This window comes from Kitasatospora sp. NPDC028055 (assembly GCF_040637885.1).
Classification (GTDB): Bacteria; Actinomycetota; Actinomycetes; order Streptomycetales; family Streptomycetaceae; genus Kitasatospora.
Window position 1 is genome coordinate 36,278 of the sequence record NZ_JBEZXE010000008.1, and the last position, 13,007, is coordinate 49,284.

Annotated in this window: 11 protein-coding genes; 5 read left to right on the forward strand and 6 right to left on the reverse strand. The window is 74.4% G+C overall.

Annotated elements, in window-relative coordinates:
* Positions 1–221 precede the first annotated feature (221 nt).
* Complete coding sequence (locus AB0F71_RS12010; protein ID WP_360231399.1) at positions 222–656, forward strand: hypothetical protein; 435 nt, start codon at positions 222–224, stop codon at positions 654–656.
* 7 nt (positions 657–663) lie between these two features.
* A complete protein-coding gene (locus tag AB0F71_RS12015; RefSeq protein WP_360231402.1) occupies positions 664–5,139 on the forward strand; it encodes a caspase family protein in 4,476 nt (1,491 codons plus the stop codon).
* Between the two features lie 109 nt (positions 5,140–5,248).
* Here the strand turns inward: AB0F71_RS12015 and AB0F71_RS12020 are convergent, their stop codons facing one another.
* The 5 genes from AB0F71_RS12020 to AB0F71_RS12040 form a co-directional block, all read right to left on the reverse strand.
* The gene (locus AB0F71_RS12020) at positions 5,249–5,941 is read right to left on the reverse strand and encodes a hypothetical protein (RefSeq protein WP_360231405.1); all 693 of its coding nucleotides are present in this window, start codon (positions 5,939–5,941) and stop codon (positions 5,249–5,251) included.
* A 242-nt stretch (positions 5,942–6,183) separates the two neighbouring features.
* A complete protein-coding gene (locus AB0F71_RS12025; RefSeq protein ID WP_360231408.1) occupies positions 6,184–6,555 on the reverse strand; it encodes a fic family toxin-antitoxin system, toxin component in 372 nt (123 codons plus the stop codon).
* Positions 6,552–6,794, reverse strand: a complete 243-nt coding sequence (locus tag AB0F71_RS12030; RefSeq protein WP_350508867.1) for a hypothetical protein — start codon at positions 6,792–6,794, stop codon at positions 6,552–6,554. The genes AB0F71_RS12025 and AB0F71_RS12030 overlap by 4 nt, the downstream gene beginning before the upstream one ends.
* A gap of 30 nt (positions 6,795–6,824) precedes the next feature.
* The gene (locus AB0F71_RS12035; RefSeq protein WP_360231411.1) at positions 6,825–7,535 is read right to left on the reverse strand and encodes an ATP-binding protein; all 711 of its coding nucleotides are present in this window, start codon (positions 7,533–7,535) and stop codon (positions 6,825–6,827) included.
* 115 nt (positions 7,536–7,650) lie between these two features.
* A complete protein-coding gene (locus AB0F71_RS12040) occupies positions 7,651–8,307 on the reverse strand; it encodes a pyridoxamine 5'-phosphate oxidase family protein (RefSeq protein WP_360231414.1) in 657 nt (218 codons plus the stop codon).
* Between the two features lie 508 nt (positions 8,308–8,815).
* Between AB0F71_RS12040 and AB0F71_RS12045 the strand changes: the two genes are divergently transcribed.
* Both AB0F71_RS12045 and AB0F71_RS12050 read left to right on the forward strand, forming a co-directional pair.
* Entirely contained in the window at positions 8,816–9,652 is an 837-nt protein-coding gene (locus AB0F71_RS12045) for a slipin family protein (protein WP_360231417.1), read from the forward strand.
* 161 nt (positions 9,653–9,813) lie between these two features.
* Positions 9,814–11,178, forward strand: a complete 1,365-nt coding sequence (locus AB0F71_RS12050) for an FAD-dependent oxidoreductase (RefSeq protein WP_360231420.1) — start codon at positions 9,814–9,816, stop codon at positions 11,176–11,178.
* A gap of 46 nt (positions 11,179–11,224) precedes the next feature.
* On the opposite strand, the gene AB0F71_RS12055 is transcribed toward AB0F71_RS12050, so the two are convergent.
* Positions 11,225–11,932, reverse strand: a complete 708-nt coding sequence (locus tag AB0F71_RS12055; protein WP_360231423.1) for a TetR-like C-terminal domain-containing protein — start codon at positions 11,930–11,932, stop codon at positions 11,225–11,227.
* A gap of 295 nt (positions 11,933–12,227) precedes the next feature.
* Here AB0F71_RS12055 and AB0F71_RS12060 point away from each other — a divergent pair, with 295 nt between their 5' ends.
* The gene (locus AB0F71_RS12060) at positions 12,228–12,944 is read left to right on the forward strand and encodes a YukJ family protein (protein WP_360231426.1); all 717 of its coding nucleotides are present in this window, start codon (positions 12,228–12,230) and stop codon (positions 12,942–12,944) included.
* Positions 12,945–13,007: the final 63 nt, after the last annotated feature.

The window sequence follows — 13,007 nt, forward strand, 5'->3', positions numbered from 1 at the left end:
TCGTGAGGTCCCCCGCCAGTCACCCTCGCGTCCCGTCCGGGGATCCGCCACCCGACACTCCACCCGTCCCCCGCACGCTTCTCACCCGCCTCTCACCCGTTCGGGCCAATGGAGTCCCACGAACAAGCGCGGCGGGCCCCCGACCACGGGGTTTGACCGGGACCGCTCAGTGTTGTGACGCTAGGTCAACACAGCGTGCACCGTTGACCCCTGGGGGGACCGTGGCCGAACCGCTCCGACTCCGTGTCACCGACGCCGACCGAGGCGCCACCACCTCCCTGCTCGCCTGGCTGCGGGCGGAGGAGGAGTTGCGCGGCCGGGTCGAGCTGGAGGCCGCGCCGCCGCAGCCCGGCTCGCTGGGCACCCTCGCCGACGTGCTCACCGTCGCCGTCGGCGCCGGTGGGGCGGTGTCCGGCCTGACCAGCGCGCTGATCGCGTGGATCCGGCGCCGGGCCGGCGAGACGGTGGTCCAGGTGACCCGCGCGGACGGCAGCTCGGTCGAACTGCGGGCGACGGCGGTGCACGGCCTCGACGCGGACGGCGTCGCCGCCCTCGTCCGCGAGGTGGGCGCGTCGCTGGCCGAGCGCCCCGGGCCGGCCGCCCTGCCCCCGGACGGCGACAAGCCTCCCGCCGTCGAACGACGAGGCGACGAGTGACCCACCGATGAGTGACCCAGCGGTGAGCGGCACCGGGCTGCCCCTGGGCCTCCCCGGCGCCCGGGCCCTGGTCATCGGCACCGGCACCCACCTCCCCGGCTCCGTCCTTCCCGACGTCCCGGCCGCGGCCGCCACCGTGCGCGCCGTCGCCCGGGCGCTGGTCGACCACTGCGGCCTCGCCCCCGAGCACGTCCGGACCGTGCTCGACCCGGAGGACCCGGTCGTACTCGGCGAGGCGCTCACCGCCGCAGCGGAATCGGCGGACTCCGTGCTGCTCGTGTACTACGTCGGCCACGGCCTGGTCGACGACGACAACGAGCTGTACCTGGCGACCCGCGTCACCGACCACCTCACCCGCGGCCTCGCCTACAAGGGGCTGCGGTACGCCACCCTGCGCCGGACGCTGGCCGGCTCCCGGGCCCGCTCGGTCGTGCTGGTCCTGGACTGCTGCTTCTCCGGCCGGGCCGCGCCCGTCGGCCGGGCGGGCCGCGCCTTCGAGGCCACCCACCCCGGCGGCGGCTTCGTCCTGGCCTCGGCCGCCCCGGAGGAGCTCGCCCTCGCCCCGCCCGGCGCGGCGTACACCGCGTTCAGCGGCGAGCTGCTGCGCCTGCTGCGCGAGGGCGACCCGACCGGCCCGCCGCAGCTGACCCTGGACGACGTCCACCGGGCGCTGTCCCGCACGCTCCGCGACCGGGGCTTCCCGGCGCCGCGCCGCCAGGCCGAGGGGCGGGCCGGCGAACTCGTCCTGGCCCCCAATCCGGCCTACGAACCGCCGGCCGGTCCCGGCTCGCCCGATCCCCTCCCCGGCGCCTGCCCGTACCGGGGCCTGGCCGCGTACGGCGCGGAGGACGCCCCGTACTTCTTCGGCCGCGAGGAGCTGACCGCGAAGCTGGTCTCCCGCGTGGCCGCGCGGCTCGTCGGGGGTGGACCGCTCGTGGTGGTCGGCCCGTCCGGCGCCGGGAAGTCCTCGCTGCTGCGGGCCGGGCTGCTGCCCGCGCTCGACCTCGGGCTGCCCGGGGAGCTCCAGGCCTGGCGCTGGCCGCGCCTGGTGCTGACCCCGGGCGAGCACCCGGTGACACGGCTCGCCCACGCCCTGGCCGGGCTGACCGAACCGGGCGGGCCCCGGCACGCCGATCCCGAGACGATCCGGGCCGAGCTGATGGCCGCGCCAAAAACGGTCCTCGCCCGGCTGCCCGCCGACGGGACCCGGCCCGTCCTGCTGGTGGACCAGTTCGAGGAGCTGTTCACCGCCTGCACCGACGAGCGGGAACGGGAGGTCTTCGTCGCCGCCCTGGCCGCCGCCTGCGCCCGGGGCGCGGAGCCCGAAGCGCTCCCCCGGGCGGTGGTGCTGCTGGGGCTGCGCGCCGACTTCTACGGCCACTGCGCGGCCCACCCGGCGCTGGCGGAGGCACTGCAGGACGGCCAGGTCCTGGTCGGCCCGATGCGGACCGGCGAACTGCGCGACGCCGTCGAGAAGCCCGCGCTGCTCGCCGGACTGAGCCTGGAGCCCGGCCTGGTCGACCTGCTGCTGCGCGACCTGCGCACCGGCGGCGACCGCCCGCGCGGGCCCGGGGCCGCGCTGCCCCTGCTCTCCTACGCTCTGCTGGCCACCTGGCAGAAGCGCGCGGGCCGGGTGCTGACCATGGCGGGCTACCAGGCCTCGGGCGGCATCTGGGGCGCGGTCGCCCAGACCGCGCAGGCCACCCACGACGCGCTGGACGCCGACGGGCGGCGGGCCGCCCGGCAGCTCCTGCTGCGCATGGTGCACGTGGTCGACGGCGCCGAGGACACCCGCCGCCGGGTCCCGCTCGCCGAGCTCGGCCTCGACACGGACCCGGCCGCCCAGGCCGCGCTCCAGGCGCTCGTCGGCGCCCGGCTGGTCGTCGCCGACGACGGCCACGCCGAACTCGCCCACGAGGCGGTGCTGCGCGCCTGGCAGCAGCTACGGGACTGGATCGAGCACGACCGGGCCGGTCTGCTGCTGCGCCAGCGGCTGCACGACGCGGCGGACGCCTGGGAGCGGGACGGGCGCGACGAAGGGGCCCTGTACCGGGGCGTCCGGCTGGCCGCCGCCGTCCAGTGGATCGAGGAGTCGGCGCAGCGGCACGGCACCACCCCGGTGGCGCGCGAGTTCGTCGCCGCCGGCCAGGCCCGGCAGGCCGCCGAACGCCGCGCCGAACGCCGCCGCACCACCCGGCTGCGCGCCCTGGCCGGAGTCCTGGCCGTGCTGCTGCTGGTGGCGGTCGCCGGGGTGGGCGCGGCGGCCTGGCAGAACCGGGTCGCCAACGAGCAGCGGGACCTCCTCGCCTCCAAGGTGGGTGCCCAGGCCGCCGGGAAGATCCGGACCACCGATCCGACCATGGCGCTCCAACTCGCCCTGTCCGCACGGCACATCGCGGACACCCCGGAAGCGCGCGGCAGCCTGTTGGACTCGGCGCTGGCGCCGTACTACACCCCGGTCGCGGAGCACACCGGCGCCGCCCGGAACCTCGCCCACAGTGCCGAACGGCACCTGCTGGCCGGCGCCGGCAGCGACCGGAGCGTCCGGCTCTGGGACCTCTCGGACCCCCGGGAGACGAAAGCCCTCTCGACCATCCGGACCGGCAGCGACCGTCCGGGCCTCGCGCTCAGCCCGGACGGCCGACTGCTCGCGGCCCAGGACACGGACACGTCAGTACGCCTGTGGAACGTGACGGACCCCACCCGCCCGGAGGCCCTCGCGCTCCTGCCCGACACCTCCGGCGCGCTCGCCCTCAGCCCGGACGGGCACCGGCTGGCCGTCCTCGGCAAGGCCGGCTCCTCACTCTGGGACCTCACCGACCCCCGTCGTCCCCTCCGGGCCGGCGACCTGCCCACCGCCACCGCCACCCAGCAGTCCGGCGCGTTCAGCTCGGACGGGCGGCTGCTCGCCCTCCTGCACGCCGAGTCCGAGGACTCGACCACGGTCCAACTGTGGAACGTCGCCGACCCGTCCAAACCCGTACTCACCGGCAGCATCGCCGACAGCCACGGGCTCGGCCTGGCGTTCAGCCCCCGGGCACCGCTGCTGGCCCTCGGCGCGAACGGCCGCGGCGTTCGCCTGTGGGACACCACCGACCCGGCCAAACCCGCCCCCGTCAACCAGGCCTCCTACGACACCTCGGCCCCGGTGGCGATCGACTCCATCCAGACCGTGGCCGCCCTGGCCTTCTCCCCGGACGGCCGGACCCTGGCGTTCGGGGCCTCCCGTTCGGACGAGTACTTCACCGGCCACGCCGAGACCGTGGACGTCCGCGACCCGCACTCCCCGGTCCGCGTCGTCGACTACCCCACCTCGGAAGCCGTCTACGCGGTCGCGCTCGACGACAGTGGTGCGTCGCTGCTGAGCGCCGGCACGACACTCCGGCGCTGGCACCCGGCACCGGCCACCGTGCTGTCGGACACGGGCGCCTACGGGAACTTCACCCGGGACAGCCGCACCCTCGCCTGGGCCTTCGACCCACCGGCCGGCCGTAGGGCCGACGGCGCCCGGGAGTACCGCCTGTGGCGGACCGACGGCCCTTACGACGCCCGGCCGGCCGGGACGTTGACGGGCCTGAACGGGGGAACGGTCCGCGCCGTCGACGACCACACCCTCCTCACGTACAGCGACACCGAGATCCCCCGGCTCTGGGACGTCTCCGATCCGGACCACCCTCGTCGGGGCGGCACCCTCAACGCGCTCTCCGAGCCCCTGGACCACACCGGTGAGTACCTCGACTTCATGACGGACCTGGACACCCGGAACGGACTGGTCGTGGCCAACGGCCGCGACGGCCGGATCCACGTGTGGGACGCCTCCGACGCGAGCGCCCCGAAGGAGCTCTCCAGCATCCCGTCCCCCCAGCCTCCCGGCGGGCTCCACCTCGTCAACCGGAAGCTGGTCTCCCTGGACCGGAGGGACAGCCACCGGATCAGCGTCTGGGACCTCGGCGACCCCCAGCACCCCGACCACGGGGCACTCCCCGAAGGTCCCGTCACCGACTTCGCCCTCAGCCACGACGGGCGCACCCTCGCGGTGTCGAACGACAGCACCGTCGACCTGTGGGACGTCACCGACATCCACCACCCGCAGCCGGCCGGCTCCCTCGTCGCCCAGAAGCAGTTCAATCTCCAGTTCAGCCCGGACAACCGGCTGCTCATCAGCAGAGCCCTGGCCGAGCGCTCGACCCTCGAGAACGGCGGGCAGATCCACCTCTGGCAGGTCAGCGACCCGCACGCCCCGACCGAGATCGCCGTGCTGAGTCCCAAGCACTACGTCCCCGCCCTCGGGTTCAGCCCCGACGGGAGGAGCCTGGTGATCGCCGAAGCCTCAGAAGGCGACGACCGGGGGCGGGTCACCCTCCTCGACCCCGACATCGACCGCCTCGCCCGCCACCTCTGCGACCTCGCGGGCGCCACCATCACCCCGGACCAGTGGAAGCAGTACTTCCCCGGCACCCCCTACGACCGCCCCTGCGGCTAGGTCGTGTCTTGTGGATCAGGCCAGGCCCGCGACGCCAGGGCACGCACCTCGCCTCCCACGGGCCGGGGCCGGTGGGAGAGCGGCGGTGCGGAGTGAACCAGGGCGTGGGCTACGGGGCGAAGGTCAGCTTCGGCCTCGGCTTGAGGCTCTGGAGGCACAGCAGGTACTTGTCGCTGCCCCGCTTGTAGGTGAAGTAGCTGTCGGCGTCGGGGTACTTCCGGCACTCCGTCTCACCGTCGGTGGAGTTGTCCGCCCGACCGACGACGCGGGCGTCGGCCTGCGGGTCGGAGCAGGGGACCACCTTGAGGTCCGGGTTGTCGTCGTTCAGGCCGGACATGGCGAGCACGCTGCTGTTGTGGACGCAGTCGCCGGCCTTGGCGAACTCGGGGTCGTCCTTCAACAGCACGAAGAGCAGCGCGATCAGGACGGCGGGGATGAGCACGCCGACGATCGCGGGCCGCAGGTAGACCGGCTTGCCCGGGTCCATCGGCGTGCCGGGGGCACCGGGCAGCGGCTCCGCGAGCTTGTTGATCTTCGAGCGCTGCGGAATGTTGAACAGCATGACGATCGGGTTGATGATCATCGACGGGATACCCCACCAGCCCTGCCAGAGGCTGTCCGAGGTCATCTCCCGGTGCGTGGCGATGCCGCAGTCGCGGCAGTACGGGCCCCGGCGCTTGAGGTAGCGCAGGACGACGATGAAGCCCTGGTGCCCGCGGATCGTGGCGTCCACGGCCGGGACGGAGCCGCAGACGGTGCAGGTGAGCTGCCCTTCGCCGTAACCCGCGCTCTCGGCGGGCACGGCGCTCTCGGCGGGCGCAGCAGGCGCAACGGGCGCAGCGGCGTCGGGCAGCTCGGCAGACTGAGCGGAAATGGTGGATCCCCCGTGGTGATCAAGAAAGTGGGCTGGCGAAACCTACCGCCCCTCGAACACCAGGAACGGGCCATGGAGGCGCCAACGGACGGAAGGTCACCGAACCGTGATCCCAAATCGGTCATTCGCCGTCGAAATCCGGCGGCAGCGCCCGCCCCACTCCCCCGGGCTCAGTGGAACCAGGTGCGGATCGCGGCCGCGGTCTCCCGGACGTCGGCGTTCCCGGCGCGGATCCGGGCGGCCAGCTCGACGGCCTGCTTGGAGTCGGCCGTCACGATGACGCCGGAGGCGCTCAGGTAGGAGGCGGCGACCACGGCGGCGAAGTGCTCGTTGGCGGACTCCAGGGCCGGGACCCGGATCAGCTGGTGCATCAGGGCGGCCGCCCGCTGGTGCACGGCGCCGTAGACCGGCACCTCCATCACCTCGTCGGCGTGCCGGGCCACGGCCGCGGCCAGGGTGCCGTAGTCGGTGACGTCCGGGTCGCTCGGCAGGAACTGGTGCGCGATGTCGAGCAGCCAGACCCGGTCGATCCGCAGGATCACGCGGCGTCCGCCGTGGCGTCGCGGGTGCTGCGCGGGTACGGCCCGAACTCCTCCTCGAACGCGGGCCCCCAGGCCTGCGCGAAGTGGGCGGCGGCGGTCAGGAAGCGCTCGCGCCGCTCGTCCGCCTCCTCCGCCAGCACCTTGCGCGCGTAGTCGGGCAGGCTCATCCCGGCGGCCTCCGCGCGCTGCTCCAGGGCCTCGTGCACGGCGTCGTCCAGTCGGACGTTCAGCTGCTTCATGGCGGTGAGCGTAGCCGCAGCTACGGCTCGCTACAAGGCGGCCTCGGGACCCCACCCGCCGCCCCGAAGCGAAGCCGCAGCCCCGCCGTCCGGGCCGTACTCCGGCCCGCCGGCCACCGCCGGGCCGTACTCGACCGTGACCACCAGGGCCGGCCAGTGCGCCGCCCACCGGGCCAGCCGCTCCGCGTCGAGGGTGTCCGGCGGGAGCAACGCGGCGTCCGGGTGGAAGGTCACGCAGGTGCCGGTGGTGCCGTCGGGCTCGATCGGGTCGAGGCCGGTGACCGGGAGGCCGTGCTCGTAGCGCTGCGTCCAGGCGCCGTTGAGCCGGCGGTTGGTGTGCAGCAGCCGGGTGCTGAGCGCCGCGACCACGGACATGCCCCGGCGCGGGTGCCCGTCCGGGAGCAGCTCCGCCCCGGGGTCGTCGAAGAAGCGCAGGTCCTTGGTCGCCATGACCGGCTTCTTGACCACCTCGCCGTGCTCGTCGACCCGGGTGTCGGTGCCCCGCCCGTCGTCGCGGACGGAGACCGCGCCGTCGGCGTGCAGGGTGACCACGCACCGGCCGCCGCCGCGCGCGGCCGCCTCGTCGCCCGGGTAGGCGAGCACCTCCAGCACGAGGTGCGCCACCCCGCCCGGCGCCAGGCCGGCCGCACCCGCGCGGATCCCGGCGAGGTGGTCGGCGTCCACGGCGGCCGCCCAGTCGTGGGTGGTGTTGGTCCAGGTGTCCCTCGCGGTCGCGTCCATCCGAGGAGTATGCCCCAGCGCTCAGCGGCCGCCCACCACGGCCTCCCACCGCGGGCCGGCCGCCAACTCGCCTCGCCGGTACGGAACTTGCCGAACAGCCGGGCGGGCGCGGCGCTCAACCGGTGACGAGCCGTCGGCCGCTGATCTCGGCCGGGCGGATCCGGACCCAGCGGGGCCGGTCGCCGCCGGCCCAGGGGGCCGCCCCCGGCAGGCCGTCCAGGCGGTGCAGCTCCGCCGGGTCGTCGACGTACTCTGCCGTGCCGAGGGCGAGCACGCTCCAGCCGCGCCCCAGGTACTCGTCGATGCGGTCGACCTGGAAGGACACCTGTGCCCCCGGGTCCGGGGCGGTGGCGGTGCGTTCGCCGGTGCGGTAGGCGAAGGAGGCCTGGTCGACCACGTAGTTGACGGGGTAGACGGCCGGGCCCGGGCGCACCGGCAGGGCGATCCGGCCGATCCCGTGGGTGCCGACCAGCTCCCAGCACTCGGCGTCGGTGAGGTCGAGCAGGCGGGGCCGCGGGCCGGGCCCTTCGTGGCCGGGCGGGGCGTCCGCGCGGCCGGCCACGAGTTCCTCCCGGCTGGTGCCGAGGACGGCGGCGATCCGGACGAAGCCGCCGGGGTCGAAGGTGGGGCCGGCTTCGAGCAGGTGGCGCAGGTACTGCGGGGCCATCGCGGCCCGCTGGGCCAGGGCGTCCTCGGTGAGGCCGAGTTGCCCGAGGCGCTCGGCGATCCGGCGGGCCACTGCGGTGGGGTCGGGATCGGGGGTGTCGTTCACGGTGGTGGCTCCTCGGCTCGCCAAGGGGAGTGCCCGGACCGGTGTCCGGGCGGTGACCAGGCCGGATCCATCCAAGCGTCCGGCCCAGCCCGAGTCGAGGAACGGCAGGGCCCCGTGCGTGTCGGGGTGCCCCGCCGGCGGGCGTCGGGGGCCCGACCTTGATCGCCCACCCGCCGCCTGCGACCGTCCCCCTGACGCTGGCTCAAGTCCGTTTCGCACAACGGGGAACAACGGGAACAACGGGCGAGCACGCGGACGCCTTCCGCGCCTGAGCCACCCGCGCCGGCCGACCGGGCGCCGCCGCAGGTGCCGCGGCCACCGCAGAGACCACCGCAGATGCCGCCGCAGATACTTCCGCGGATCGTCAACTCACCGTCAAGATCCCTGCACGGCCCTTACCGTGCCGCCCGGTCGGGCGCATACTGTGCTGCGCGCGGCGAGCGCCCGGCGACAGGGCCACACCGGACCCGGCCCGGCCGCACCGCGACGGGGAGCAGGTGGAACTGGCGTGGCAGCACTCGTGATCGTCGCCGTGGTCGTCCTCTTCTTGCTGACGACCGGTGTGCGGGTCGTCCAGCAGTACGAGCGCGGTGTGGTGTTCCGGCTCGGCCGGGTGCGCGGGACGGTCCGCGAGCCGGGCCTGACGCTGCTGGTCCCGGTGCTCGACAAGATGCGCAAGGTGAACGTCCAGGTGATCACCATGCCGGTGCCCACCCAGGAGGGCATCACCAAGGACAACGTGTCGGTGAGCGTGGACGCGGTGCTGTACTTCCGCGTGATCGAGCCGATCAGAGCCACCGTGGACGTGCAGAACTACAACTTCGCCATGCTGCAGGTCGCCCAGACCTCGCTGCGCTCGATCATCGGCAAGAGCGAGCTGGACGACCTGCTGTCCGGCCGGGAGCACCTGCACCACGACCTGGAGGTCATGCTGGAGAGCCCGGCCTCGGGCTGGGGCGTGCACATCGACCGGGTGGAGATCAAGGACGTCAGCCTGCCCGACTCGATGAAGCGCTCGATGGCCCGCCAGGCCGAGGCGGACCGGGAGCGCCGGGCCCGTATCATCACCGCGGACGGCGAGTTCCAGGCCGCCGCCAAGCTCGCCGAGGCGGCGGCCAGGATGTCCGAGACGCCGGCGGCCCTCCAACTGCGCATGCTGCAGACGGTGGTCGAGGTGGCGGCGGAGAAGAACTCGACGCTGGTGCTGCCGTTCCCGGTGGAGATGCTGCGGTTCTTCGAGGCCTCCGCGAACGGGCTCACCGGCGGAGCCCCGACGGCCCCCGCACCGGCCGTCCCGCCGCAGGCGCGCGAGGCCGAGCCCGCCGCCCCGGCCGACGGCAGCTGACGTCCGGCCGGCCCGGAAAGTTCCCGGGCCGGCCATAGCTCGGCTCTATGAGGTCATAGATCGACACCGCCTACACCTCCGCGCGACCAGCGGGTTGGCTGCAAGGGTCCAGACCATTAGGCCTGGGCCGCCCGCTCCGTCCGCCCGGAGGTTTCACCCGCATGACCCGCTCGATCCGAGTCGCCATCGTCGGAGCCGGCCCCGCCGGGATCTACGCCGCCGACGCCCTGCTCAAGTCCGACGCCGCGAAGGCGCCCGGCGTCTCGATCGACCTGTTCGAGCGGATGCCGGCCCCGTTCGGCCTGATCCGCTACGGCGTGGCCCCCGACCACCCGCGGATCAAGGGCATCGTCACCGCCCTGCACCAGGTCCTCGACAAGCCCCAGGTCCGCCTGTTCGGCAACGTCGACTACCCGACCGACCTCACCCTGGACGACCTGCACCGCCACTACGACGCCGTGGTCTTCTCCACCGGGGCGATGGCCGACCGCTCGCTCGACCTGCCGGGCATCGACCTGGACGGCTCCTACGGCGCCGCGGACTTCGTCTCCTGGTACGACGGCCACCCGGACGTGCCGCGCACCTGGCCGCTGGAGGCCGAGAAGGTCGCCGTCCTCGGCGTCGGCAACGTCGCCCTGGACGTCGCCCGGATCCTCGCCAAGACCGCGGACGAGCTGCTGCCCACCGAGATCCCCCCGAACGTGTACGAGGGCCTCAAGGGCAACCGCGCCGTCGAGGTCCACGTCTTCGGCCGCCGCGGCCCGGCCCAGGCCAAGTTCAGCCCGATGGAGCTGCGCGAGCTGGACCACTCGCCCACCATCGAGGTCATCGTCAACCCCGAGGACATCGAGTACGACGAGGGCTCGATCGCCGAGCGCCGCGCCGTCAAGCACGTCGACCTGGTCGCCGCCACCGTCGAGAACTGGGCGATCCGCGACGTCGGCGACCGCCCCCACCGGGTCTACCTGCACTTCTTCGAGTCCCCGGTCGAGGTCCTCGGCGAGGACGGCAAGGTCGTCGGCCTGCGGACCGAGCGCACCGAGCTCGACGGCACCGGCAACGTGCGCGGCACCGGCCGGCACACCGACTGGGACGTCCAGTCGGTCTACCGCGCCGTCGGCTACTACTCCGACGAGCTGCCCAAGCTGCCCTTCGACCCGGTCTCCGGCACCGTCCCGCACCAGGCCGGCCGCGTGCTGGACGGCGACGGCTCGCACGTCACCGCCGTCTACGTCACCGGCTGGATCAAGCGCGGCCCGGTCGGCCTGATCGGCCACACCAAGGGCGACGCCAACGAGACCGTCGCCTGCCTGCTGGAGGACCACGCCACCGGCCGGCTGCCCGGCGCCACCGAGCCCGACCCGGCGGCGATCGAGGAGCACCTGCGCGCCCGCGGGGTCCGCTACACCACCTGGGACGGCTGGAAGCAGCTCGACGCCCACGAGCGGGAGCTCGGGCAGGCCGAGGACCGCGAGCGCGTCAAGGTCGTCGAGCGCGAGGACATGCTGCGCCACAGCGGGGCCTGAGACCCGCGCCCCGGTGGCTCCGGACGCCCGGAGGGCCTGCCCGGAGTCACTGGCGGACGATCGGCAGCAGCACCTCGTCGACGATCTCCGCCGGGTCCAGCTCCACGGCGCCCCCGCCGCACAGCTTGATCCGGTACAGCATCAGGGCCGGCACCACGTCGGTGACCAGCGGGGTGACCGCCCCGGGGCGGACCTCGCCCCGGGCGGTGCCGCGGTCGAGCACCTCGGCGATCAGCGCGGTGGTCGGGTCGAGCACCCGCTCCTGCACCAGCTCCAGGAAGACCCGGGCGCGCTGGTGGTCGATCTCGCTCATGATGGCGCGGACGGCGGCGCCCAGCTCGCTGAACATCGCGGCGCGCAGCCCGGCCACCACCTCCAGGAGGTCCCCGCGCAGGCTCCCGGTGTCCGGCGCCGGCCGGGCCGGCGGCAAGGCGGCCCGCAGCGCGTCCATCACCAGTTCCTCCTTGGAGGACCACCGGCGGTAGAGGGCGGCCTTGCCGGTCTGCGCGGCGGCGGCCACGCCCTCCATGGTCAACCGGGCGTAGCCGTCGGTGGTGAGCTGCTGGAGGGCCGCCCCGTAGATGGCGCTCTCCAGCGCCTCGCCGCGCCGACGGACCGCGGCGGCCGGCGCGACCGTGCGCGCGCTGCCGGCGCCGGCCCCGGTCGCCCCGGCCCCGGTCGCCCCGGCTCCAGTTCCGGCTCCGGCTCCGGCTCCGGGGGTGCCGCCCTCGGCGGTTCGGACTTCAGCGGACATCGCTGCACACCTTCCGGGGACCCCCTGTTCACCATGTCTACGGCCAATGTTAGTGAACGAATCCGTTCCCTCCCAGGACCGCTGCGCGGCCGGGCCGGGCCCGCCCGGAAGGCAGCGGCCCCGGCACCGGTCGCCCCGGCCTGACGCCTCTGTTCGGAGCCCTCCTCGGCGTTCGGGGCCGCGGGTACCCGTCCGGGGGACGGAAGGTGAACAATCGCCGATTCCCCGGTGCCGCGCCCGGCCGGTGGGCGATAACGGAGGAGCTCCTGGCCGACCCCACCCGAGGAACCGCCCCATGCCCATCGCCAACTACGGCGTGCTCGCCGCCACCGCCGTCGACCGGCGCCGCGAGGGTGCCACCGGCACCCCGCACTACCAGATCCACCTGCGCGACGCCGCCGGCACCGACTACCGCGCGGCCGTCAACGTGCTCTCCCAGCAAGCCCCTTCGAACCTGCTCTACCTCGCCGACGAGGACTTCCGGCACCCGGTCACCGAGCTGCTCCCGGCCGCCGGCAGCGGCTGGACGGCGCTGGACTCCCGGCCGGGCACGGCGAGCCTGGACTTCGTCCGCGGCAAGCTCCTCGACCACTCGGCGATGCACGCGCTGCCGCCGGACCTCCCCGGCCCGCACAACGACCTCGCCGATCTACTCGACGACCACGTGCAGCGCGCGATCGCCGACCGGACCGCCGCCGTCTACGTGTTCGGCCAGCGCTTCGGGCCCGAACCCGGCGTCCCGGACAAGGTGTTCGGCTTCCTGCCCGGCAACGGCGTGCACGACGTCCACATGAACCAGGGAAACGGCCGGCAGTTCCGCCAGGACGACGGGGTGTACCAGGACGGCGCGCTGCTGATCCACCTGCCGGCCGAGAACCGCTGGACGGCGCTGTTCCTCGCCTTCCAGTCGCAGTCCTGGCACACCGACGACCGCACCGGCCACGGCCTGCCGGGCTCCGTGCCACGCCCCGCCCGGTCGGCGCAGGACTCCCCCAGCAGCAGCCAGGCGTAGCACGGCAGCCGGTGGCGGGGCTCCCGGGCCGGTGGCGGGGCTCCCGGGCCCGCCGCCACCGGA